21 protein-coding genes are annotated in these 22805 nt (G+C 67.0%); 3 read left to right on the top strand and 18 right to left on the bottom strand.

The window, feature by feature from the left end; all coding sequences use genetic code 11:
• Positions 1-6: 6 nt before the first annotated feature.
• Genes VFG17_RS09545 through VFG17_RS09535 form a run of 3 tightly spaced genes read right to left on the bottom strand, consistent with a single transcriptional unit; the run spans position 7 to position 2165 of the window.
• Positions 7-897 carry a transposase gene (locus tag VFG17_RS09545; protein WP_325029238.1) on the bottom strand — a complete coding sequence of 297 codons (891 nt, stop codon included), beginning with the start codon at positions 895-897 and terminating at the stop codon, positions 7-9.
• A complete protein-coding gene (locus tag VFG17_RS09540) occupies positions 885-1967 on the bottom strand; it encodes a hypothetical protein (protein ID WP_325029237.1) in 1083 nt (360 codons plus the stop codon). The genes VFG17_RS09545 and VFG17_RS09540 overlap by 13 nt, the downstream gene beginning before the upstream one ends.
• Before the next feature lie 51 nt (positions 1968-2018).
• Positions 2019-2165: a hypothetical protein gene (locus VFG17_RS09535; RefSeq protein ID WP_325029236.1), complete on the bottom strand. Its 147-nt coding sequence runs from the start codon at positions 2163-2165 to the stop codon at positions 2019-2021.
• A gap of 173 nt (positions 2166-2338) precedes the next feature.
• Between VFG17_RS09535 and VFG17_RS09530 the strand changes: the two genes are divergently transcribed.
• Together VFG17_RS09530 and VFG17_RS09525 are read left to right on the top strand one after the other, a co-directional pair.
• Complete coding sequence (locus VFG17_RS09530; RefSeq protein WP_325029235.1) at positions 2339-3289, top strand: beta-propeller fold lactonase family protein; 951 nt, start codon at positions 2339-2341, stop codon at positions 3287-3289.
• Positions 3290-3358: 69 nt separating this feature from the next.
• Entirely contained in the window at positions 3359-3730 is a 372-nt protein-coding gene (locus VFG17_RS09525) for an STAS/SEC14 domain-containing protein (protein WP_325029234.1), read from the top strand.
• 15 nt (positions 3731-3745) lie between these two features.
• On the opposite strand, the gene VFG17_RS09520 is transcribed toward VFG17_RS09525, so the two are convergent.
• The 4 genes from VFG17_RS09520 to argH all read right to left on the bottom strand — a co-directional run bounded on the left by VFG17_RS09520 (position 3746) and on the right by argH (position 7566).
• Positions 3746-4513, bottom strand: a complete 768-nt coding sequence (locus VFG17_RS09520) for a siroheme synthase (protein WP_325029233.1) — start codon at positions 4511-4513, stop codon at positions 3746-3748.
• Positions 4514-4515: 2 nt separating this feature from the next.
• Positions 4516-5781: a diaminopimelate decarboxylase gene (gene lysA, locus VFG17_RS09515; RefSeq protein WP_325029232.1), complete on the bottom strand. Its 1266-nt coding sequence runs from the start codon at positions 5779-5781 to the stop codon at positions 4516-4518.
• A 130-nt stretch (positions 5782-5911) separates the two neighbouring features.
• A complete protein-coding gene (locus tag VFG17_RS09510) occupies positions 5912-6160 on the bottom strand; it encodes a hypothetical protein (protein WP_414712944.1) in 249 nt (82 codons plus the stop codon).
• On the bottom strand, positions 6157-7566 hold the full coding sequence (argH, locus tag VFG17_RS09505) for an argininosuccinate lyase (protein ID WP_325029231.1): 1410 nt from the start codon (positions 7564-7566) through the stop codon (positions 6157-6159). Before argH ends, VFG17_RS09510 begins: the two co-directional genes overlap by 4 nt.
• A 40-nt stretch (positions 7567-7606) precedes the next feature.
• On the opposite strand from argH, the gene VFG17_RS09500 reads away from it, so the two are divergent.
• The gene (locus VFG17_RS09500) at positions 7607-8155 is read left to right on the top strand and encodes a TlpA disulfide reductase family protein (RefSeq protein WP_325029230.1); all 549 of its coding nucleotides are present in this window, start codon (positions 7607-7609) and stop codon (positions 8153-8155) included.
• Positions 8156-8276: 121 nt separating this feature from the next.
• Here the strand turns inward: VFG17_RS09500 and VFG17_RS09495 are convergent, their stop codons facing one another.
• The 11 genes from VFG17_RS09495 to zwf form a co-directional block, all read right to left on the bottom strand.
• On the bottom strand, positions 8277-8615 hold the full coding sequence (locus VFG17_RS09495; protein ID WP_325029229.1) for a hypothetical protein: 339 nt from the start codon (positions 8613-8615) through the stop codon (positions 8277-8279).
• Positions 8616-8734: 119 nt separating this feature from the next.
• Positions 8735-9736 (bottom strand): NAD(P)H-dependent glycerol-3-phosphate dehydrogenase, encoded by a 1002-nt coding sequence (locus VFG17_RS09490; RefSeq protein ID WP_325029228.1) that lies wholly within the window; start codon positions 9734-9736, stop codon positions 8735-8737.
• Between the two features lie 40 nt (positions 9737-9776).
• Positions 9777-10709 (bottom strand): alpha/beta fold hydrolase, encoded by a 933-nt coding sequence (locus tag VFG17_RS09485; protein ID WP_325029227.1) that lies wholly within the window; start codon positions 10707-10709, stop codon positions 9777-9779.
• Positions 10706-11566 carry a lysophospholipase gene (locus VFG17_RS09480; protein WP_325029226.1) on the bottom strand — a complete coding sequence of 287 codons (861 nt, stop codon included), beginning with the start codon at positions 11564-11566 and terminating at the stop codon, positions 10706-10708. The genes VFG17_RS09485 and VFG17_RS09480 overlap by 4 nt, the downstream gene beginning before the upstream one ends.
• Positions 11567-11568: 2 nt before the next feature.
• Positions 11569-13017 carry a DUF3336 domain-containing protein gene (locus VFG17_RS09475; RefSeq protein WP_325029225.1) on the bottom strand — a complete coding sequence of 483 codons (1449 nt, stop codon included), beginning with the start codon at positions 13015-13017 and terminating at the stop codon, positions 11569-11571.
• A gap of 23 nt (positions 13018-13040) precedes the next feature.
• Positions 13041-14597 carry a wax ester/triacylglycerol synthase family O-acyltransferase gene (locus tag VFG17_RS09470; protein WP_325029224.1) on the bottom strand — a complete coding sequence of 519 codons (1557 nt, stop codon included), beginning with the start codon at positions 14595-14597 and terminating at the stop codon, positions 13041-13043.
• A gap of 1 nt (position 14598) precedes the next feature.
• The gene (locus VFG17_RS09465; protein WP_325029223.1) at positions 14599-16938 is read right to left on the bottom strand and encodes a glycerol-3-phosphate 1-O-acyltransferase; all 2340 of its coding nucleotides are present in this window, start codon (positions 16936-16938) and stop codon (positions 14599-14601) included.
• A 3-nt stretch (positions 16939-16941) separates the two neighbouring features.
• Positions 16942-18522: an HAD-IB family hydrolase gene (locus VFG17_RS09460; protein WP_325029222.1), complete on the bottom strand. Its 1581-nt coding sequence runs from the start codon at positions 18520-18522 to the stop codon at positions 16942-16944.
• 67 nt (positions 18523-18589) lie between these two features.
• Positions 18590-19213: a bifunctional 4-hydroxy-2-oxoglutarate aldolase/2-dehydro-3-deoxy-phosphogluconate aldolase gene (eda, locus tag VFG17_RS09455; protein ID WP_325029221.1), complete on the bottom strand. Its 624-nt coding sequence runs from the start codon at positions 19211-19213 to the stop codon at positions 18590-18592.
• Between the two features lie 100 nt (positions 19214-19313).
• Complete coding sequence (edd, locus tag VFG17_RS09450; RefSeq protein WP_325029220.1) at positions 19314-21155, bottom strand: phosphogluconate dehydratase; 1842 nt, start codon at positions 21153-21155, stop codon at positions 19314-19316.
• 98 nt (positions 21156-21253) lie between these two features.
• Positions 21254-22657: a glucose-6-phosphate dehydrogenase gene (zwf, locus tag VFG17_RS09445; RefSeq protein WP_325029532.1), complete on the bottom strand. Its 1404-nt coding sequence runs from the start codon at positions 22655-22657 to the stop codon at positions 21254-21256.
• Positions 22658-22805: the final 148 nt, after the last annotated feature.

Genomic DNA, 22805 nt, shown 5'->3' with positions numbered 1-22805 from the left:
GCGCTGTCAGCAGGATTGACTAAGCGCCAGCCAACGCGCGCAATCGTCGCGGACGCGGGCATCGGCATCGGCCATCCCGCGTTCGAGAACAGCCCCCGGATCGACGGCCACCGCTGCCATCGCCGCGATCGCGTTGGCGCGCACTCGCGGCACCGGATGCGCCTTCGCAAATTGCTCGGCGATGTCCTTGCCGTTCTCGGTCAGATGCACCGCGCAGCGCAGCAGCATTTCGCCGCTGGTTAGTGTCGGGCGCTTGGCGATCGTGCCCGCTTCGAGGTCGACGATATATTGGTCGCGCCAGGGGACGTGGTCGCCTTCGTCCATGATGTTGAGGCTGATCGAGAGCCGCTCGGGCGGGAGCTGGCTGTGGATGTCGCGGTGGGCGCGGTAGAGCATCAGCTTGCCTTCGGCGAGCTGGCTGCGCCCGGCGAAGCTGAGGTTCAGCGGTTCGCCGAGACGGCCGTCGACGGCTTCCGGGTCGTAATCATAATAGTCGCTGACATAGCCGGGGCCGAAATAGCCCGCGGTCAGAAAGCTGAAATTATGGTCGTGCGGGACGCCGTAGGAGAAGGCCGCCGCACCGCTCGCGGCGGTGACGGCGTCGGTCGCGGCGGGCCAGAGGTTGGCGCGGAGATAAAAGCCGCGCGCGCCGCGGTGGAGGAGGAAGACCTGCGCCGAATAACGGTTGATTTCGAGCTGGTCGGCGTAGCTTGCCTTGAGCGCGGCGATGACGCGGTCGGCGAGAAAGTCGCGGTTGCGCTGGAGACCGGCGAGGAGGGCGGCGCAATGCGCGATGCTCGCTTCGTCGGCGAGGTCGACGCCGCTTTCGTCGAGGCGCGCGGCGACTTCGGCGAGGTCGAGCGCGGGGCCGGCGGGCGGGTCGATCAGGCGGGGCATCGCCGCGCATCCGTGCCGCGATATGGGGTGGAGGGCGCCGGGCATGTGCAAGGCCCCGTCCCTCCACCCCCTTCCCGCCCCGTCTCACCGGAAGGCGGGAAGATGAGCGCCGACGTCGCCGCGGCGGCGCAGCGCACTTCGGGGTGCGGGTCGGTGACCGCCATCGCCGCGAGATGCGGGTGCGCGGCGGCCGGGTCGAGCGCCACCAGTTCGCGCATCGCGTGCCAGCGTGCGGCGAAATCCGCGACTTTGGCCTCGGCAGCGAAAAGCGGCGCGGCGTCGGTGCGGCCGAGGTGGCGAAGCAGGGTCAGCGCCATCGCGCGGAAGCTGCTGTCGCGGCGCGAGGCGCTGACGTGGATCAGCCGGCCGCTCGCGACGTCATAGGCGCGGATCGGGAGCGGCGACGGCGGCTGCACCGCGAGTTCGAGCAGCAGCACGTCGCGGCGCGCATCGGCGAGCGACCAGCTTTGGCGCGCGGTATCGAGGCGGAGCAGCTCGCCGGCACGGAGCGCGCGCGGCGGCTGGCTGCGGCATGGGGAGGCGGCGGAGGCGGTGAAGCCACCCGCTTCCTCGGCGGCGCCGACCGCGACTTCGTGCGCGACGAGCGAGCCGCCGCCGCCCGCGAGGACGCGGATCGCGGCGCGGCCGGGGACGAAGACGGCGGTCGCGGGCGGCGCGATGCAACTGCCCGCGGGGCGGACGAGGAGCGTGAGGCGGACGATGCCGCGATCGGCGAGGACGAGCCCGCCGGGGCCGCCCCCCGCCCCGCTATCGCCGCCGCCGACGAGCCGCAGCGGCGGGCGCGCGAAGGGGTCGGCGGCGAGGAGCGCGAGCGCGGCGTCGAGCCGGGCCTGCAGCCACGACGTGTCGTCGAGCCAGGGGAGGAGGCGCGACACTGCGACGTCGGGCGCGGTGCCCTGGGCCGCGTCGATCGCGGCAAGCAAACCGCCGGGCGCGCTATCGGCGGCGCGCCATGCTGCACCGGCGGCGGCGACCGCCTCCCGAATACGCCGGCAACGCGCGCTGTCTTCGCGAGGAAAATGGTCGTGGCGCGAGCGGGCAGCGGTCATGCGAAAAGCGCGGGGCGAGCGGCGGACGCCGCCGCCCGTCCCCGCCCGCGATCAGTCGTGGACGATCAGCGCGATCGTGACCGCGATCTCGAAGACCGACGGCCCCGACGTGACGCTTTCGCCCATCAGCGACCCGAACAGCCCGACCGCGGTGTCGAGCAACGGCAGCGCGGCGATATCGATCGATGGCAGCTCCATATTCCCCCTCCTGTCCTGACCGGCGGCGCGACCTGCCGCCGAGGACAGGGCTAGGTGCGTCGGCGCCGATCGCCGAGTTAACTTTACGTAATTTACGCATGTCACCGGTCGAAGCGCGGTTGCCGCAGCGCGCCAGCGGGATAGGATGCGCCATCACAACCGGGAGATCGCTCATGCGCCGCGCCGTCCTCGCCGCCCTTTCAGCTGTCCTTCTCGCCGCCCCGGCCGCCGCCGAAACGCTGCTCGTCGGCAACAAGGGCGAGGACACGCTCAGCGTCATCGCGCTCGACAGCGGCGCCGAACTCGCGCGGCTGCCGACGGGCAAGATGCCGCACGAGATCGCGATCTCGCCCGATGGCAAGCAGGCGGCGGTCGTCGCCTATGGCGGGACGACGATCGATGTGTTCGACGTCGCGAAGCGCACCAAGCTCAGGACGATCGACATTAGTCCCAACCAGCGGCCGCACGGGCTGCTCTGGCTATCCGACGGCCGGCTCGTCGCGACCGCCGAGGGCAGCGAGTCGGTCGCGGTGGTCGCGCCGGACGGCACGCTGACGTCGATCGCGACCGGGCAGAAGGGCACGCATATGATCACCGTCGCGCCCGACGGTCGCACCGCCTACACCGCCAATATCGGGTCGGGGACGGTGAGCGTGCTCGACCTGAAGGACGCAAAGAAGCTGCGCGATCTGACGATCGGCGGCAAGCCCGAGGGGCTGGCGCTGACGAAGGGCGGACGCGAGCTGTGGGTCGGTGACCTCGACGCGCCGCGCGTGTCGATCTGGGATACCAAATCGGGCGAGAAGATCGCCGAACTGCCGGTCGATCCGGTCGCGATCCGCGTGCTCGCGAGCTCCGACGGCAAGCGCGTCGCGACGAGCAATATCGCGTCGGGGACGATCAACCTGTTCGACGCCGAAACCCGCGCGCCGCTGAAGACGATCACGGTGTCGGGCGACGCGGCGAAGGGACAGGTGACCTTGCTGTTCAGCGCCGATTCGAAGCGGCTCTATGCCGCCGAGACCGGGCACGACGAGGTCGCCGAGATCGACGTCGCGAGCGGCGAAGTCCTGCGCCGGATCGCGACGGGGAAACAGGGCGACGGGCTGGCGATCGCGCCCTGAACCCATCGAGGACTCCGGAACGGAGGGCATCGCCGGGCGTTTTTCGGGCAACCCACGAAAGGAGACCTCATGGAAATGCTCGACACCGCCGACGATGTGCTGGCCGTCAGAATATCGCACCGGATCACGGGAGACGATCTCGACCGGGTCATGGACCGGCTCGACGAAGCGATGGCGCGGCACGAGAAGGTCCATGTCTTTGTCGAGACGCAGGCGATCGACGGGATCGAGCTTCAGGGCCTTGGTGCCTATATGGCGCGCGCGATGCCGCTGCTGGGCAAACTGAACCGCTTCGGCCGCGTCGCGGTGGTCGCCGATCAGGCGTGGATTCGCGCCGCGACGCGCGTCGAAAGCGCGATACTGCCCTTCATCAGCTACGAAGTGTTCGAACCGCAGGATCGCGACCGCGCCCTCGCCTGGGTCACCGGCGCGGACGCCTGACGCCAGCGGGCGCGATCAGGGCTCCAGCCAGAGCGACAGGCCCGGCGGCGGTTCGGCGGGCGCAGAGTCCGCGACGTGGCGCACCGCGTCGGCGCGCGCACGGTCGAGGATCGCCGGCGCGACGGTCGCGGGATGGAAGATATGATCGGCCTCGCCCAGCAGGCGCGCGGCGCGCAGCGTCAGGTCGTCGGGATCGGCGCTTGTTAGACGGATCGTTTCGAGGCGCGATGGCGAAACGGGAGCGTGGCCCGCGAGCCAGCCATCGACCTTGTCGACCGCATCGCCGTCGAGCGGATCGAGCGCGCCGCCTTGTGCGAGCGCGGCGTCGATCGCGCGGCGGCGACCGGCGGCGTCGGGCCAGCGCGCCTTCATCGCATTCCGCGCGGCATGGAGCGCGGATGCGAGCGCGCCCAGCCGCGCGGGCAGCAAAGCTTCGATGCGCTGCCGGATCGCTTTCGCGAGCCCCGCCGACGCGCCGCCGGTGCCGATCGCGATCGTCACCGGCGCGCGGTCGACGATCGCGGGGGTGGTGAAGTCGCAAAGGTCGGGGCGGTCGACGACGTTGACGAGAAGCCCGCGCGCGCGAAGTCCTTCGGCGGCGGCGCGCGCCTCGGCTTCGTCATCGAGCGCGACGAAAGCGACCGTCGCGCACTCTTCCCATGCCGCGACGATCCGTCCGCCGGCGCGGGTGATCAACCGCGCCTTGGCGTCGGCGGCTTCCCCCTCCCCGACCAGCACGACCGTGCGGCCGGCGAGGTTCAGGAAGACGGGAAGCTGCTCCATAGTCAGTCGATCCAGTCGGGCACACGCTCGGCGGCCATGATCGTGCCGGCGGCGATGCGGTCGGCGACGACGACATAGCGATCGCCGTCGACGAGCACCTCGGGAACGAGGCTGCGGCTGTTATAGGTCGACGCCATCGTCGCGCCATAGGCGCCCGCGCTGCGGAAGATCGCGAGGTCGCCCGACTCGACCTTGTCGATCAGCCGGTCGCGCGCGAAGGTGTCGCCGGTTTCGCAGACCGGGCCGACGATCGAGGCGGTCATCGTCTCGCCCGAGGGCTTCACCGCGGCGAAATCATGCCAGGCATCATAGAGTGCGGGCCGTGCCAGATCGTTCATCGCCGCATCGACGATCACAAAGGGGTGGGTTGCACCGGGCTTGACCCACAAAACTTCCGTCAGCAAAACCCCCGAATTGCCCGCGATAACGCGGCCGGGTTCGAACATCAGCGTGACGTCCCAATCGCGGGTGACCCGTGCAACCATGGCGCCATAGTCGGCGGGCGACGGCGGAAGGATATTGTCGCCCGCGCGATAGGGCACACCGAGCCCGCCGCCCAGATCGACATGGGTGATGCTGTGTCCCGCGGCGCGAAGATCGGCGACGAGCTGGCCGACGCGCTTGAACGCCGCCTCGAACGGGGCGAGGCTGGTGAGCTGAGAACCGATATGGACCGCGATGCCGCGCAGATTGAGCCCCGGCAGCCCCGACAGGCGGCCGAAGATCTCGGGTGCGGCGTCGATGCCGACGCCGAACTTGTTTTCGGCCTTGCCGGTCGAAATCTTCGCATGCGTGCCCGCATCGACGTCGGGATTGACGCGCAGCACCGCGGGCGCGGTCGTCTCCTTGGCGAGCGCGATTTCGGCGAGCGCGATGCCCTCGGGCTCATGCTCGATGTTGAACTGACCGATCCCGCGGTCGAGCCCGAGCGCCAGTTCGGCGCGCGTCTTGCCGACGCCCGAAAAGACGATGTCTTCGGCCGCCATGCCCGCCGCGAGCGCGCGTTCGAGCTCGCCGCCCGAGACGACGTCGGCGCCATAACCCTGCCGCGCGAGCACGCGCAGCACGCCGAGGTTGGGATTGCTCTTGATCGCGAAAGCGAGGTGCTTCCTGGGCACATCCTTCAACCCGTCGCGGAACGCCTGCGCATGGCGTTCGAGCGTCGCGCGCGAATAGACATAGACGGGGGTGCCGATTTCCGCGGCGATACGCGGCAGCGGAATATCTTCGGCGTGCATCACGCCGTCACGAAGTTCAAAATGGTCCATCGAAGGAAGTCCTAATCGTCAAAAACCGTTCGCCCTGAGCTCGTCGAAGGGCCGCCCTTCTTTTCCCGCGTTCAGAAAATGCGGTGCTTCGACAAGCTCAGCACGAACGGAAAAGAGAAGGCCCTGTGACTCAGCCCGGAGGCGGCAAGTCGAAATCGTCGGGTTCGCGTTGTTCGGACCGTTTGAGAAGTTCGTCGCTGCGCGCGGGCCGGGCCTGCGCGTCAGGCGTCGTAAGCTCCTCCGTAGTCGGGGCGCGGGTCGCGCCGACGGGAACGACCGGGGCAGGCTGGCCCGCCACCGGCTTCAGATCTTGCTTGCTGCCACACGCGCCGAGCAGCGCGGTTGCAGCCAATATCGCCATGACGAGGTGGTTCTTCACCGTATATTCGTCCCTTCGAGCGCCGCGCGGGCCGCGGCGACGGCCTGCCTTACCCGTTCGGGCGCCGTGCCGCCATAGCTCATGCGACTGGCGACCGACGCTTCTACGGTCAGCGCGGCGAGCACGTCGGGCGTGACCGCCGCATGGATCGCGGCGGCGTCGGCCGCAGGCAGCGCCGAGAGTTCGACGCCGAGTTCCTCGGCGCGCTTCACACAGGCGCCGACGACATGGTGCGCCTCGCGGAACGGCAGGCCGTTCTCACGCACCAGCCAGTCGGCGAGGTCGGTCGCGGTCGAATAGCCCGACGCGGCGAGCGCGCGCATCCGGTCGGTGCGGAAGCTCAGCGTTTCGACCATGCCGGTCATCGCCGCGAGCGACAGCGCGAGCGCGTCGAAGGCGCCGAACACCGTCTCCTTATCGTCCTGCAGATCCTTCGAATAAGTGAGCGGCAGCCCCTTCACGATCACCGACAGGCGCTGGAATGCGCCGAGCAGCAGCCCCGCCCGCCCGCGCACGAGTTCGGCGGCGTCGGGGTTGCGCTTTTGCGGCATGATCGAACTACCCGTCGACCAGGCGTCGGGCAAAGCGACGAAACCGAAAGGCTGGCTGGCCCAGATCACCACTTCCTCGGCAAGCCGCGACAGGTGGATCGCGGCGATCGACGCCGAGGCGCAGAATTCGAGCGCGAAGTCGCGGTCCGAGACCGCGTCGATGCTGTTCGCCATCGGACGGTCGAAGCCGAGCGCCGATGCGGTCGCATCGCGATCGAGCGGGAAGCTGGTGCCCGCGAGCGCCGCGGCGCCGAGCGGCGATTCGTTGAGGCGCGCCCGCGCGTCGGCGAAGCGCGAGCGGTCGCGGCCGAACATTTCGACATAGGCGAGCAGGTGATGGCCGAGCGTCACCGGCTGCGCGACCTGCAGGTGCGTGAAGCCCGGCATGATGCTGCCCGCGTGCTCGTCGGCGCGCGCGAGCAACGCCGCCTGAATCGCCTGCAGCCCCGCATCGATGCGTTCGCACGCGGTGCGCGTCCACAGGCGGAAATCGGTCGCGACCTGATCGTTGCGCGAGCGCGCGGTGTGGAGCCGCCCGGCGGCTTCGCCGACCAGCTCCTTCAGCCGCGATTCCACGGTCATATGGATGTCTTCGAGCGCAAGGTCGACCGGCACGCCGTTGGCGGCGAACTCACCGGCGATCTGTGCAAGGCCGCGGTCGATCACGACGGCGTCCTCGGCGGCGATGATTCCGGTCGCGCCGAGCATCGCGGCATGCGCGCGGCTGGCGGTAATATCTTCTTCCCACAGGCGCTTGTCGACGGGGATCGATGCGTTAATCTCTTGCATGATCGCCGCGGGTCCGCCACCGAAGCGGCCGCCCCACATGCTGTTGCTGTCAGGAGTATTCGCCATCCGCCGCGTTCCGAATCCGTCCCTTGCGATCCTTGGCCTGTTGCTGGCCGGATCAATCGCGGGCTGCGATAGGGAAAAGCCCGGCGGGGAGCAAGCGGGGCAAGGCCAAGCAAATGTTTCGGCGGGCCAAGCGAAGGGCGTCGACGCGTTCGAATATATCGTCGACCGCAGCCACAAGGGAACGGCGGCGCCCACCGCGACGTTTCGCGGCCCCGACGACGAGCCGGTGACGATCGCGTCGTTCCGCGGGCGCCCCTTGCTCGTCAACCTGTGGGCGACCTGGTGCGCGCCGTGCGTCGCCGAAATGCCGACGCTCGACGCGCTCGCGGCGAAGAATGGCGAACGGATGCATGTGATCGCGGTCGCGCAGGATCTGAAGGGCGCCGAGGTCGTCGACCCCTGGTTCCAGAAAGCGGGGCTGAAAGCTCTCCAGCCCTATATCGATCCCGAGAACGGCCTGCTCGACGCCGCCAACAGCGCGCTGCCGACGAGCATCTATTACGACGCCGAGGGCCGCGAGATCTGGCGCGTGATCGGCGCGATCGACTGGCAGGGCAAGGAAGCGGCGGCGTTGCTCAAAGAAGGCTGATCCTCCCTGTCGCGTAGCGATGGGGAGGATGATGCCGAACTATGACGCAAAGAAAGGGCGGGTGCCCCATGACACCCGCCCTTCCCTGCGACCCGAGCAGGGCTCGGGGAAATCCAGGACGTTAGCCGCCGACCGTCACGCGGCCGCTGCGATAGCCCTTCTTGCGCATTTCCTTCACATAATCCTTGTCGGCATCGACGACCTCGGTCGTCCATTCGTCCCACGCGTCCCATCGGTCTTCGCGGTCGGTCGCGTGGCGAAGGTCGCTGCTGAGCTCCTTCTCCGCCTCGAGAATGTCGGCCTGATAATTGTACCAATATTGGTTCACGATGCCGGCGATCGGTTCGGCGCGAATCTGCGGCGCTTCGAAGCCCGGGGGCATCGCATGATAGGGAACGGCGGCGACCGCGGCCGTGGCGGGGAGAGCTGCAAGCATCGCCAGAGTGGTCCATTTTTTCATTTTTCGTCTCCTTCTGGATCCTGTTGGACAGGAGAAGAAACGAAGCAGCGGCGCGATTTATTCCCAACTCGACGATGATTCGGCACGGCTCGCGGTAGAATCGCCGAAATGCACGGTTTTCAGCCGGGATGCGCTTCGTCGCCGACGCTCGATTTGAGGAGCCCGCGGAACACCTCCATCGCGCTGCGCCGGCCCTGCGTCACGTCGAACACGTCGCGCGCGATCGGCATCTCGAGACCATGCTGGTCGGCGAGCGCCATCACCGTCGGCGCGCTCTTCACACCCTCCGCCACCATGTTCATCCCCGCGATGATCTCGTCGATCGGGCGCCCCTTGCCGAGTTCGACCCCGACGTGGCGGTTGCGCGACAAGGGGCTGGTGCAGGTCGCGATCAGGTCGCCCATGCCGGTGAGCCCCGCGAAGGTTTCGGGGCGTCCGCCCATCGCGACGCCGAGCCGCGTGATCTCGGCGAGCCCGCGCGTCATCAGCCCGGCGCGCGTATTGTCGCCCGCGCCGAGCCCGTCGCCCATGCCGACCGCGATCGCGATGATATTCTTGAGCACCCCGCCGAGTTCGCAGCCCAAGAGGTCGGTGTTGGTGTAGACGCGGAACAGCCCCGAGTGGAATATCGGCTGGAGCGCGCGGACGACGATTTCGTCCTCCATCGACAGCACGCTCGCCGCCGCCTGCCCGGTCATTATCTCGCGCGCCAGATTCGGCCCGGTGAGCACGCCGATGGGATGGCCGGGGAGCACCTCCTCGATCAGCTCGGTCATGCGTTTGCCCGACGCGAGTTCGAGCCCCTTGGTCAGGCTGATCACCGGCACCCACGGGCGGAGATGGTTCCGCGCTTCCTCGAGAACGCTTCGGAAGCTGTGCGAGGGCACCCCCATGACGAGCACATCGGCGCCCGCGACCACCTCGGCCATGTCGTTCGTCGCGCGAAGCGCCGAAGGCAGCTTGATGCCGGGCAGATATTTGCGGTTCTCGCCCGAGCCGTTGATGCTCTCGACCGTCTCGGCATCGCGCGCCCAGAGCGTGATCGGCGCGTTGCGCGATACCACCGCCGCGACCGTCGTTCCCCAACTGCCCCCGCCGAGCAGCCCCACCTTCAACCGCATCGCGCTCTCCCGCTATTTTGGAGCGAGAGTGACGGCAGTTTCAGTGATTGGCAAGGAAGGCGCGCTGGATCTCCGCCGTCGCTTTCGGATCCTCGATCATCGGGACGTGCGCGACATGGTCGAAGATGTGGCTGCGGCTGCCCGCGATCCCTGCTTCGAGCACCGCGACGCAGCTGACATCGATCAGCTTGTCGTGGCGGCCCCAGAGGATCAGCGTCGGCACCTTCACCTTGCCGAGCTCGTCGTTGAGCGGCTTTTGCTCCATCTCGTCGGCGATGATCCAGAAAATCTTGTCGAGCAGGTCGCGGTGCCGGAGCGCGTCGGCGTAGATCACGGGCTTCAGCCGCGCGGGAACGCGCGCCGGCTTGCGCACGACGAAGGCGATCAGGCGATCGGCATCCTCGAGATTGGCGAGCACGAGCGGATTATAGTCGCGGTCGGCCGCGAGCCTCTGGAGTTCGCTTTCGTTCGTGCCGACGACGCCGGCATTGTTCATCAGCGTCAGCGTGCGCAGCGCGCCCGGATAATCGATCGCAAAGCGCAGCGCGATCCAGCCGCCCATGCTGTTGCCGCCGAGATGCGGGCGTTCGATCTCGAGCGCGTCGAGAAAACCCTTGAGCCGCGCCGCCTGGCTCGCGACGTCGAACGGCAGCTCGCCGTCGCGGTCATTCTCGCCGAACCCCGGCAGGTCGGGCGCGATCAGCCGGTAATCCTTCGTCAGCCATGGCGCGTAGAAGGTCCAGTGATCCTTGTCGGCGCCGAAACCGTGAACCATCACCAGCACCGGCTTCGCCGGATCGCCGCCCTCCAGATAGGGCCAGCGGCGGCCGTCGACGGTGACCGTTTTGCGCACCACTCGCGCGCGGCGACGCATCGCCCAGCGCATCAGCTGCACAAGCTGTTCGGGGAAAAGGAAATAGAAGAGCGCGAGCGTGATGAGCGGCGCGAAGATCAGGACGAGGAGGATTTTCATGCGCGCTTTGCCTCCGCCACATGCGCGTCGAACCAGCCGACAAGATCGTCGAGCACGGCACCCTGCTCGGGCTCGTTGTAGATTTCGTGGAATAGCCCGGGGTAGATTTCGAGCCGTTTGTCCTGCGACGCGACGTTAGCGAACAGATAGCGCGATCCCGCCGGCGCCGTCAGCCGGTCGGCCTCGCCGTGCTGGATCAGGATCGGCAGGCGGATCTTCGGCGCGTCGGCCTGCGCCACCGCCATCGCGTCCATGAACTCCTTGCCCAATCGCGCGCCGATCTTGCCTTCATAGACGAGCGGGTCGGCGCGATAGGCCTCGACAACCGCCGGATCGCGGCTCACGCCATTGGCATCCAATGACAGCACGCCGAGACGCGGGAAGAAGCGCGACAGGAAGCGGCTGATCCAGATTGTGACGCGCGACGGCGGCTCGGCGGGCAGGATCGCTGCGCCCGACAGCGCCGCCGCGACGAACGCCTGCTGCCGCTCGACCAGGAACAAGGTCGCGATCAGCCCGCCCATGCTGTGGCCGAGTAGCAGGCGCGGCGTATCGCCATGGTTGATCTCGACCAACGTCAGCAGCTCGGCCATGCCGTCGAGGAAGGCCGAGAAGCGCGGGACATAGCCGCCCTCGCCATCCGAAGCGCCATGCCCCCAATGATCGACGGCATAGATCGCATAGCCGGCGTCGGTCAGCCGTTTGGCGACATGGGCGTAGCGTCCGGCATGTTCGGCGTAGCCGTGCGCGAGCAGGACGACGGCGCGCGGGCGCCCTTCGGGAAGCCAGTGCGTGACGTGGAGCTTCGCCCCCGCCCCGGCCGATTCGGCGGGCAGGATCACCGCGCCGCTCGCCATGGTCAGCGCACCGCTTTCTTGAGCGCCGCGCTGCGATGGCCGGGGCCGTCGTCCCCCGCCTTATCTATCTTCGCCAATATCGCTTCGAGCGCGCGGCTGATCGCCGTCTGCGTCCGCACCATCTCGACCTTCGGCCACGCGGTCCGCTCGCCGGTGTCGATCAACTCGTCGATATCTTCCTGTCCGAGATCGGAGAGGATTTTGGTTGGTGACCAGAATTTGGGCGGACGGATGATGTTGATGTCGCCGGTATATTCCTGATTGATCACCGATCGTGCCATGTTGGCGATGCTGTTCAAGGGCGGGATCAACTCGAGCGGCTTCTGGAAGATCACCATATTGGCGTTGAGCCACGCCTTGAAGGTCGTCATCGACGCATGTTGAATGGCCTCGATCGGCGCCATCTGCTTGCGCGTGTCGGTGGCGAAAGGCAGCGCGATCGGGTTCGCCTGGCTGACGATATGATGGTTGACCCCGTAGAGGCGTTCGAGCCTTTTGGTCGGGATGTCGTGCGTCACCGATCCGTCGACCCAGCGCCGGTCGGGTTGATAGGGAATGCGCGCGCCGTCGTCGTCGCGGGCCATCAGCATCACCGGCGGGAAGACCCCCGGCACCGCGCACGATGCAAGCACCGCCTCGCGGATCAGCACATTGGGCGCGGTGATCGCGTTGAGCAGCCGGCCGTTCTGATGCTTTTCGGCGGGGGCGACCGAGACGTTGAGGTGGCGCCCGCTGACCTCATAGGCTTCCTGAAAGGTGAGGTCGGGGATGAGTTCGGCGAGGCGTTCGCGGACCTCGTCGGGCGCGAGGCGGCGCCCCTCGGGATCGCGGTCGGGGTTCGCGAGTCGCTCGCTTTCGAGAAAGGCGCCGATGTCGGCATTTTTGCGCGTGCAGACAATCGCGGCGACGATCGACCCGCCGCTCGCGCCCGACATGATCGCGGGCAGCACGCCTTCTTCCCACAAAGCCTTCACCACGCCGATATGGAAGAAGAGGAAGCTTCCCGAGCCCGAAAGCAGCAGCGCCGAGCGGCCGTAGCAATGCTGCGCGCGGCGGAAGAAGTCGCGCTTCTCGTCGCGGCCGATGCTGCGCGCGGCGGCGATCTTGTCCAATGAAGCGACGACCTCGGCGACATAATCCTCGACCAGCTTTTTCGTGCCGAAGCGCGCCTTCTGATAGAGCCGCTCGTGCCCCATGCCGTCGATATTGCCGTGGATGCCTTCGTTGAGAACGAAGAGCAGCCCTTTGACGTCGCCCGCCGCCGAAAGCTTGCGCAATTTTTCGAGGCGCGCGCGGATCGACCGGTAATCGAAATGCCTGCTTTCGTCGGCGTCGCGCCATGTCTGCAACCCCGACTTCCGGTCATGTTCGCGCGCCGCTTTGGACCATGCGGCGTAATCGGGTGCGGTCACAAGATCGCGGTCGGCGCTGAGCGTCGGGGTGAAAAGCATTCGGTAATCCTGCGAGAGCATCGTTATTTTTTCGGATTCTTGCCGGTTGCGTTCTTTTTAGCAACCGGTTTCGCCCTGTTCTTCGCGGCAGGTTTCGGAGCGGCTTTTGCCTTGGCCTTAGGCTTCGGCGCCGCTTTCGGTGTTGCCGTAGCGGCTTTCGCTTTCTCCGCCTTCGGCGTCGCCGCCATTAGGTCGGCGAAACTTTCGTCGATGCACTCGCGAAAGAAGGCGATGTCGGGCATGATCGAGCGTTCGCAGACGATCGAAAAGGCGATGCGCCCGTTATAGCTCGGCGTCGCGACGAACAGCCCCATATTGTTCGCGAGCGGCGCCATGCCGTGCTGCTGCACCAACTGCGCGCCCGCGAGATAGAGCGGCACCTGCGCCCCCGGCACGTTCGAGATGAAGAGGTTGGTGCCGCGCACCGCAAACCGCTCGCTGGTGACGAGCCGTGCGACCGCTGCCATCGTCGCGCCCGGAATATGCTGCGACAGGTCGGTCATGATCCGCGCGCTGACCCCCGCCTTCGCCTCCTTCGCCTCGACCGTATAATCGCGGATCGCCGCGAGGCGTTCGAGCGGACCCGCGATGTCGGTGCGGACCGGCACGCTCATCGCCGACACCTGATTGCCCGGCGTGCTGGCCTTGCCGCCCTTGCCGCGCAGATTGATCGGCGCGACCGCGACGAGGCTCTCCTTCGGCAGTTCCTTGTGCTTCGCGAGATATTTGCGCAGCGCGCCGCCGACGGTGGTGAGCACGACATCGTTGACCGTCGCGCCGGGGACCTTCCCCCGGATTTCGGCGACGTCGGCGAGCGCGACGGTGGTCGCGTCGAACATCTTGTGCGGGCCGACGGGCACGTTGAAGCGCGTTTCGGGAACGCCCGCGGTCATGCCGCCATCGGCGATCGATTTGCGCGCCGACGCGACGATCGCGGGCGACATCTTCATCAGCGCGTTCATGAACTTGACCGGCGACTGCATCGACGCCGACCAGGCGCGCGAGAGCGTTTCGGCGCTCGACGGCGCCTTGCCCAACTCCTCGACCGGCGGCGGCTCGGCGATTGCGGGCGTGCCGTTCGCATCGATGTCGCTCATCGCGATAAAGGCATGCGCGCCCGACGCGCCATCGACCGCGGCGTGGTGAACGCGGTGGAGCATCGCGAAACTGCCCTTGGGGATGCCCGGAATCCGGTCGAGTCCCTCGATGATATAGATGTCCCAGAGCGGGCGGTTCATATCCATCGGTTTCGAGAACCAGCGCGCGACCGCGATGCAGAATTGTCGCCAGTCGCCGGGCTCGGGCAGCCGCGCGTGGCTCATATGCGCCTCGATATCGAAATGCTCGTCCTCGACCCAATAGGGATGGTCCATGTCGAACGGCAGGCGGTGGAGGCGGCGCTTGAACAAGGGCGAGGTGTCGACGCGGCTTTCGACGTGGCGGATGATGTCCTTGAAGCGCACGAAACCGCCCGGCGCGGTTGCGGGATCGTAGATATAGACCCCCATGATGTGCGTCAGATTGTTCGCGGTCTGCGTGTAGAGGAACTGGGCGTCCTGCGCGCTGAGCTGTTTGAGCATCCTATCCTCCTGAACCCGGCAAGCGGTCGGCGAGCGCGACGGTCGAAAGCCGCATCGTTTCCATGACGTTGGCGAGGCCGCGCAGTTCCATCAGCAGCGCGCGGCGCGCGGCTAGATTGACCGGCGTCGCTTCCTCGGCGAGCCCCATATGGCGCATCAGCGACAGGCCGTTGGCGAAAAGCAATTTGCCGATTGCCGCCTCGCTGCTGATCCGGCGCAGCAGATAGGCCTGTCGCCCCTCGACGAGCGCCGCGTCGAGCAACGCCTTTTCATCGACCGCATCGGCGGGCCGCGCGCGCGCGAGCAGTTCGGCGACGACCGAATAAGCCTCGGCGAAGGGCAGCAATATCGCATGACCGACGACGGGCTGACAGCGGCGGAGTAGCTGGGCGATACCGCGGTCGCCGCTCGCGAAGCGGCGGTCCCACACGGGATCGATGCGCGTCAGCTCGGCCTCGATCGCCGCGCGATGCTCCTCGCGCGGCGGATAGAAGAATTCGAATTTGAACAGGTCGCGGAGGCGGTCGATCCTGGCCCAGAAAGCGGCGGTCGCATCGCCCTTGTCGGCGTCGCGCAACTCGAACAGCGCGAGTTCGATCATCGCGCGATCGAGGAAATGATGCGCGATGATGTTGCGATAATAGCTCGCCATCGGATGCCTGGCGGGGTCGATCGAATAGACATTTTCGCTGCCCGCCTCGTAGCGCGTCAAGAGGCCGCTTTCGACCAGTGTGTCGACGGTCGCCGAAAGCGCGGCATCGTCGCCGCTTTCGAGTTCGCTGCTGAGCCGGATGCCGCGCGCCCGCGCCCAGCCGGTCACCGCGCCGATCGCGCCGAGCAGTTCGGCTGAGGTCGCGCCGCGCGGCGCCATGCCGAGCAGGATCAGGCACATCACCGAGGTGACGGTGAGCGGCGTCACGCGATTCGCCTCGACCGCGACCGCGAAGGCGATTTTTTCGAGCGCGCGCCGGTCGTCGGGTTCCGGCGCGGTTTCGATCACGACCGGCTCGCCGATGTCGAGGCGGATGCGGCCGGAGGGTTCCTTCAGGCTCTTCATATAGCCGATGAACCACGACAGGCTCTCGGGCTTCTTGTTCCGCCCCGTCTGTTCGGCGGCATATTCCTCGACATCGCGAATGAGATCGAAACTGGTGACGAAGGGCACGAAATGGACGCCGCGCGTTCCGGTCGCGTGCGCCGCGTCGAGCACATATTTCATCAGGCCGTATTTCGGCGGCATCAGCTTGCCGAGCCGCGAACGCGTCCCCTCGAACGCCCAGCTCAAGGGAAAGCGTTTCGCCAGCAGCCAGGCGATATAATGGCGCAGCACCAGCTTGTAGACCGGCTGGTCCTGAAAGCTCCGCCGGAGGAAAATCATCCCCGATCGCCGGAAGAATTCGCCCATCACCGCGAAATCGAGGTTCGCACCGCCGAAGCTGTGCAGCATCGGCAGGTCGTTCTCGTAAGCGAGCCGGCTCGGTGTCGCGCCGTCGATATAGGTTTTGTGGGTGAACAGGATCGCGGTGGGGTGCTCGCGCAAAATTCCACGCAATTTCAATAGCTCGGCGGCATCGACCTCCATCTCGGGCGCATAGCCGCCGAACATCATGCGATCGAGACGTGCGCGAAGATCGAGAAAAAGCGCCGACGGCCGCGCGATAACCTCCTTCATCAGCGGCCGCGCCTCGCGGAACAGGTCGGCGACCGGACGCCCCGTCTTCTCCGCCAGTTCGGCAAGCGCGGCGCGGAATTTGGGGCTGGTGCGCAGGCCATCGGCAACGAAGCGCGGCACCTTGTATCGCGTTCCCCGGATGCCGCGTTCGGCGACGTCGAGCGCGAGCGCCGCCTGCCGCGCGACGAAGCCCGCGAATTCGGGGCTGTCCGCCCCCTCGCCGTCGCCCCCGCCGGTCTGCGCGCAAAAGCGGTCGCGAAGCGCGTCGAGCGTCGCCGCCTCGCCGACCAATATCTGCGCGCGCCGCCGGTCGCGAAGCAGGATCAGCCGCGAACGCAGCGGCCCCGGATGGCGCGGGTCGCCAAAGATCAGGTGACGGAATTTGAGCGCGCGGCCCTTGTCGAAACCCGGGATGCGCCATGCGACGCGCAGCGGCACGACCTGCCGCGATGCCGCGCCGCCGAGCCGCGCCTGCAGCACGTCGACGGGCAGCGCATGATCGCCATCCTCAATGTCGAGGCTCGCCCAGGCGGGCTCGTCATCGCCGCTCGTCGAATGGATCCAGTCGAGCAAGATGCGCCGCTCGACGCCATGCCGCGCGTCGATGATATAAAGCCGGTCGGCCGCCTGCTCCGCCACGATCGGGTTGCGGGGCGTTCCGTCGGCCACCGCTTAGCCGGTCTTTCCCTTACGCGCGGCGGGCTTTTTGGCGGGCGCCTTCTTCTTGGCCACGGGCTTCTTTTCAGCCGCCTTTTTCGGCTTCGCCTTCTCGACCTTTTCCTTCGGCGGCGCGGCCTCCGCCGCCACCGACTCCGCGACGCTCTCCTCCGCCTGCCCCAGCGTGCGCAGGAACATGTTCCGGACGTCGCGGACGTGCGAATTGATCGTCCTGACGCTCCACCCCGACGTATCGACCGGCGGCAGCACCGTGACGCGCACCGTCGCGGGGCGCATCACAAACTCGTTCTTGGGCGCGACGTCGGTCGCGTTATGGATCACGATCGGGACGATCGGAACCCCCGCCTGCATCGCCAGATGGAACGCGCCCTTCTTGAAGGGTTCGAGCTTCGGCGTCAGGCTGCGCGTTCCTTCGGGCGCGATGCAGATCGACTTGCCTTCCTTTTGAATCGCGTCGACGAGCGGCTCCATCGCCTTGATCGCGCTCTTGCCGTCGGCGCGGTCGACGAAGACGGTGCCGCCCCATTCCATCAGCTTGCCGAGGATGGGGATGTCCTTGATCTCCTTCTTCCCCACCCCGCCCATGTCGCGGCGGATGAGCTTGGCGAGGATCATCACGTCCGCCTTGCTCTGGTGGTTGAAGATGAAGATGCAGGGGCGCGACGACCAGAGGTGGCGCTCGTCCTCGACCTCGAGCTCGACGCCGGTGATCGCGGTCGCGAAGTCGCCGAACAGCCCCATCGAGAAATTGACCGCCTCGCGCTGCGAACGGGTCAGCGCCCAGATCGGCAGCCCCGCGGCGAAGGCGCCGACGAGCGAGCCGGTGGCGTAGATGGTGCGCGTATAGTCGATCCACGACGGGGTGCCGCGGCTCGCGAAGCGCTGCACCGGCCAATTGCGTTCGTCGGCGATGCCCTTGAGCTTGAGGTTCGGGTTGAGCGGGCGCGGCTTGCCGACGCGTTCGAGCAGTTCGAGATCGTCGTCGCTGTCCGAGTAGAAAAAGCTCTGATCGAGATCGAGGCCATATTCGGCGGCGAGTTCCTCGGCCGCGAGCACCTTGCCCTCGCCGAAGCAGAGCGGCCGGATGATCTCGCCGGTGAAGACGCCGTCCTCGATCTCGTAGGACGAGCATTTGATATCGGTTATGCCGAGGTCGCGCGCGGTCGGTTCGATCTGGTAGATCGTTGCCGACGAGATGATCGCGACGCGGTGGCCCTTTGCCTGATGCGCCTCGATGATCGCGCGCGTCTCGGGATAGATTTTGCGCGCGATATGCTTCCTGTAGAGCTCCTCGCCGAATTCGACGAAGCTTTGCTCGTCGACGCCCTTCATGAATTTGGCGGCGGCGGTCATCAGCCCCGAAAAGCCGATGCTGCCGAGGCTGTGCTGCGCGAGGACGTTCGCGGTTTCGGCGATTTCCTCGACCGACATTTCGCGGCGCTGGAATTTCTCGCGCAGCATCGCGGTCGCGGAATAGCCCGAGATGATCGTCCCGTCGAAATCGAAGAGCGCGGCGATATGCGATCCGGGTTCGGACGCCAGGACTTCTTCCAAATGCGGCTGCGGCCTCGGCACGCAATTCTCCCCACCAACGGCTTATTGCCGCCTTATCCCTGCACGATGACAGGTAAAATGGGGTTAATCAATGGCCCGAAAGTGCGGATGCCTCGCGCGCCAGGGCCTCGATCTTCACCGTGTCGAGCGGCCCCGACGGGACGACCCAGCTGCCGCCGACGCAGAGCACCGGACCCAGCGCGAGCCACTCGGGCGCGGTCGCGGCGCTGATCCCGCCGGTCGGGCAGAAATTGACCCCGCCGAACGGACCCGCGAGCGCCTTCAGCGCCGGGATGCCGCCGCTCGTCGCCGCGGGGAAGAATTTGAAGCTGTCGAGGCCGAGGTCGAGCCCCGCCATGATGTTCGACGCATTGGCGACGCCAGGCAGGAAGGGAATGCTACTCGCCACCGCCGCTTCGCCCAGAGTGTCGGTAAGGCCCGGCGAGACGATGAATTCGGAGCCCGCGTCGAGCGCGGCGTTCAGCATCCGCGGATTGAGCACCGTCCCCGCACCGACGACGGCGCCCGGGACCTTCTTCATCACGGCAATCGCTTCGAGCGCGGCGGGGGTGCGCATCGTCACCTCGAGCACCCTGAGTCCGCCCGCGACGAGCGCCTCGGCCATCGGCACCGCATCCTCGACGCGGTCGATGACGATCACCGGGATGACCGGCGCGAGGCGCATGATCTGTTCGATACCGCTATTGGACATATTCACTCCATTCCCAAAATTCGTCGCCCCCGCGAAGGCGGGGGCCGTTATCGGTGTTGCACAAGGTTGCCAGCGGCCCCCGCCTTCGCGGGGGCGACGGCTAGATTACTTGCTCCATCGCCGCGAGCACTGCTGAGCCGCCCTTCTCCGCCTCGTCGGCATGATGGCGGAACAGCGCGAAGAGTTCGCGGCCGACGCCGACGGCGGGGGGCGGTGCGGCGGCGGGCTGGCGCGCCGCCCATTCGGCTTCGTCGACCAGCGCGGTCGCTTCGCCCTTCACCGCGCAGACGCGCACGATGTCGCCGTCCTGAAGGTAAGCGAGCGGGCCGCTGACCCCGTCGGGGCCGGGTAAGGCTTCGGGCGACAGGTGGATCACCGCGGGCACCTTGCCGCTCGCGCCCGACATGCGGCCGTCGGTAAGCAAGGCGACGCGAAAGCCCTTGTCCTGCAGCACGCCGAGCGCCGGGGTCAGCTTGTGCAGTTCGGGCATGCCGTTGGCGCGCGGTCCCTGAAAGCGGACGACGACGACGACGTCGCGCTCGAGCTCGCCCGCCTTGAACGCGGTCAGCACCTGATTCTGATCGTCGAAGATCCGGCACGGCGCCTCGATCGTCCAGCGATCCTCGGCGACCGCGCTCGTCTTGATGATCGCGCGGCCGAGATTGCCCGCGAGCAGGCGCATCCCGCCGTCGGGCGAGAAAGGCGCCGCGACGGGGCGCAGCATCGTGTCGTCGCGGCTCTCGGCGGGCGCGGCCTGCCAGTGGAGTTCGTCGTTCACCAGCACGGGCTCGGCGGCATAGTCGGCCATCGTGCCGCCGACGGTCAGCACGTCGCCGTGGAGCAGCCCGGCGCCGAGCAATTCCTTGACGACATAGCCGATCCCGCCCGCCGCGTGGAAATTGTTCACGTCGCCCGCGCCGTTCGGGTAGACGCGCGCGAGCAGCGGCACGACGTGGCTCAGCTCGTCGAAATCCTGCCAGTCGATGATGATCCCCGCCGCACGCGCGATCGCGGGCAGGTGGATCGCATGGTTGGTCGAACCGCCGGTCGCGAGCAGACCGATCGCGGCATTGACGATCGCCTTCTCGTCGATGCAGCGGCCAAGCGGGCGATAATCGTCGCCGTCCCAGCCGATCTCGGCGATCCGGTGCGTTGCGGCGCGTGTCAGTTCCTGTCGCAGCTTGGTGCCGGGGTTGGTGAAGGCGCTGCCGGGGATGTGCAGCCCCATCAGCTCCATCATCATCTGGTTCGAGTTCGCGGTGCCGTAGAAGGTGCAGGTGCCCGCGCCATGATAGGAGGCGGCCTCGGCCTCGAGCAGTTCGTCGCGGCTCGCCTTGCCCTCGGCATAAAGCTGGCGGACGCGCTGCTTTTCCTTGTTCGCGAGCCCCGAGGGCATCGGCCCGGCGGGGATCAATATCTGCGGCAGATGTCCGAAGCGCAGCGCGCCGATGAGCAGGCCGGGAACGATCTTGTCGCAGATGCCGAGCAAGAGCGCGCCCTCGAACATCGCATGGCTCAGCGCGATCACGGTACCCTGCGCGATATTGTCGCGGCTGAACAGCGACAGGTCCATCCCCGCCTGCCCCTGCGTCACGCCGTCGCACATCGCGGGGACGCCGCCCGCGACCTGCGCGGTTGCGCCGGCTTCGCGCGCGAAGAGTTTGATCTGCTCGGGATAGCGGCCGTAGGGCTGATGCGCCGAAAGCATGTCGTTGTAGCTGGTGACGATGCCGATGTTCATCGCTGCGCCGGTGCGGATGACCGGCTTGTCTTCGCCCGACGCCGCGAAGCCGTGCGCGAGGTTGCCGCACGACAGGTTGCCGCGGTTGGTGCCGGCATCGCGCTGGCGGTCCATGAGGTCGAGATAAGCGGCGCGGCGCGGGGCGCTGCGCTGGGTGATGCGGTCGGTGACCGCGGCGATTACTGGATTCAGATCAGTCATATTACTTCCTCGTCGCCCCCGCGAAGGCGGGGGCCGCTATCGGCCTCGCGCTATGTTGCCAGCGGCCCCCGCCTTCGCGGGGGCGACGTCTTTCTTCCTCAATCATGCCAGCTCGCTCCGTCGCGCTCGATCAGCGCGATTGCGCTCGACGGGCCCCAGCTTCCCGCGGTGTAATTTTGCGGCGCCATATCGACCGCCGCCCAGGCGTCGCGGATCGAATCGATCCACTGCCACTGTGCCTCGACCTCGTCGCGCCGCACGAACAAAGTCTGGTCGCCCTCGATGAAATCGAGCAGCAGCCGCTCGTAGGCGATGCGGCGGCGCTCGCCGGCAAAGCTGTGCGAGAGCGAGACGTCCATCGTCACTTCCTTGAGCTTCACGCCCTCGCGGTCGAGCCCGGGCTGCTTCGCCATCACCTTGACCCGGATATTCTCTTCGGGCTGCAGGTTGATGATCATGCTGTTGGCGTTGAGCTTGCCCGCGCCGACGCGCGCGAAGATATTGTGCGGCACCGGCTTGAACTGGATCAGCACTTCGGACTTCCGCTGCGGCATCCGCTTGCCGGTGCGCAGGTAAAAGGGCACGCCCTTCCACCGCCAATTGTCGATATAGGCCTTCAAGGCGACGAAGGTTTCGGTGTTCGACGGATCGCCGAGCTCGTCGGCATAACCCGCGACCGCGCCGCCGTTCACCGCCCCGCTGGTATATTGCCCCTTGACGCTGTGCGCCTTCACATCCTCGGCGGTCATTTTGCGAAGCGAGCGGAGCAGCTTGACCTTCTCGTCGCGCACCGCGGTCGAAGAGACGCTCGACGGCGGCTCCATCGCGATGATCGCGAGCAGCTGGAGCATATGGTTCTGCACCATGTCCTTGAGCGCGCCGACGCCGTCATAATAGGACACACGGCCTTCGAGCCCGACGGTTTCGGCGACGGTGATCTGGACATGGTCGATCGCCTGCGCGTTCCACAAAGGCTCGAAGAGCATGTTCGCGAAGCGCAGCGCGAGGAGGTTCTGGACGGTTTCCTTGCCGAGATAATGGTCGATGCGAAAGACGCGGTCCTCGGCAAAGGCGTCGCCGACCTGTGCATTGACGTCGCGCGACGAGGCGAGATCGTGGCCGATCGGCTTTTCCATCGCGATGCGGCATTCGGCGCACGCGATGTTCGCGGCCTTCAGCCCCTGCGCGATCGGGCCGAACATTGACGGCGGGGTCGAAAGATAGGCGCCGATCGGGCGGCCGAGGCGATCGCCGAGCTGCGCCGCGAGTTCGTCATAGCCGGTGCCCGCGCCCGCATCGACCGCACAATAATCGATGCGGCCCAGGAAGCCGGCGATCTGCCCATCATCGAGCCGGTCGTCGGCCAGATGGTCGGCGAGCGCCTCGCGCACCATCGCATGGCAGCCGTCGCGGTCCATTTTCGACCGCCCCGACGCGACGATCGTCAGCGCATCTTCGAGCAGCCCGTCGACATGAAGATTGTAGAGCGAGGGGAAGAGCATGCGCTGGGCAAGGTCGCCCGTTGCGCCGAACAGGATCAGGGTTTCGACTTTCACGCTCACTATAGTCCCCTTGGATGGTCTTTCAGAATTGGAGGATGCACCCCGCGAATGCAACGCGCATACGTAAGCCGCATACGATGTCTTCCCC

This window comes from Sphingopyxis sp. (genome assembly GCF_035686825.1).
Taxonomy (GTDB): domain Bacteria; phylum Pseudomonadota; class Alphaproteobacteria; order Sphingomonadales; family Sphingomonadaceae; genus Sphingopyxis.
The sequence above is the reverse complement of the archived record's forward strand: the minus strand, read 5'-3'. Positions and strand labels throughout refer to the sequence as shown.

What these genes read in the sequence shown, in the direction of transcription:
- VFG17_RS09490 (WP_325029228.1), bottom strand. Translation starts at nt 9,736, where the DNA reads ATGCGGTTGAAGGTGGGGCTGCTCGGCGGGGGCAGTTGGGGAACGACG.
- VFG17_RS09535 (WP_325029236.1), bottom strand. Translation starts at nt 2,165, where the DNA reads ATGGAGCTGCCATCGATCGATATCGCCGCGCTGCCGTTGCTCGACACC.
- VFG17_RS09475 (WP_325029225.1), bottom strand. Translation starts at nt 13,017, where the DNA reads ATGCTTTTCACCCCGACGCTCAGCGCCGACCGCGATCTTGTGACCGCA.
- VFG17_RS09480 (WP_325029226.1), bottom strand. Translation starts at nt 11,566, where the DNA reads ATGGCGAGCGGCGCGGTGATCCTGCCCGCCGAATCGGCCGGGGCGGGG.
- eda (WP_325029221.1), bottom strand. Translation starts at nt 19,213, where the DNA reads ATGTCCAATAGCGGTATCGAACAGATCATGCGCCTCGCGCCGGTCATC.
- lysA (WP_325029232.1), bottom strand. Translation starts at nt 5,781, where the DNA reads ATGGACCATTTTGAACTTCGTGACGGCGTGATGCACGCCGAAGATATT.
- zwf (WP_325029532.1), bottom strand. Translation starts at nt 22,657, where the DNA reads ATGCTCTTCCCCTCGCTCTACAATCTTCATGTCGACGGGCTGCTCGAA.
- argH (WP_325029231.1), bottom strand. Translation starts at nt 7,566, where the DNA reads ATGGCGAATACTCCTGACAGCAACAGCATGTGGGGCGGCCGCTTCGGT.
- VFG17_RS09470 (WP_325029224.1), bottom strand. Translation starts at nt 14,597, where the DNA reads ATGCTCAAACAGCTCAGCGCGCAGGACGCCCAGTTCCTCTACACGCAG.
- VFG17_RS09525 (WP_325029234.1), top strand. Translation starts at nt 3,359, where the DNA reads ATGGAAATGCTCGACACCGCCGACGATGTGCTGGCCGTCAGAATATCG.
- VFG17_RS09495 (WP_325029229.1), bottom strand. Translation starts at nt 8,615, where the DNA reads ATGAAAAAATGGACCACTCTGGCGATGCTTGCAGCTCTCCCCGCCACG.
- VFG17_RS09540 (WP_325029237.1), bottom strand. Translation starts at nt 1,967, where the DNA reads ATGACCGCTGCCCGCTCGCGCCACGACCATTTTCCTCGCGAAGACAGC.
- edd (WP_325029220.1), bottom strand. Translation starts at nt 21,155, where the DNA reads ATGACTGATCTGAATCCAGTAATCGCCGCGGTCACCGACCGCATCACC.
- VFG17_RS09530 (WP_325029235.1), top strand. Translation starts at nt 2,339, where the DNA reads ATGCGCCGCGCCGTCCTCGCCGCCCTTTCAGCTGTCCTTCTCGCCGCC.
- VFG17_RS09485 (WP_325029227.1), bottom strand. Translation starts at nt 10,709, where the DNA reads ATGAAAATCCTCCTCGTCCTGATCTTCGCGCCGCTCATCACGCTCGCG.
- VFG17_RS09545 (WP_325029238.1), bottom strand. Translation starts at nt 897, where the DNA reads ATGCCCCGCCTGATCGACCCGCCCGCCGGCCCCGCGCTCGACCTCGCC.
- VFG17_RS09520 (WP_325029233.1), bottom strand. Translation starts at nt 4,513, where the DNA reads ATGGAGCAGCTTCCCGTCTTCCTGAACCTCGCCGGCCGCACGGTCGTG.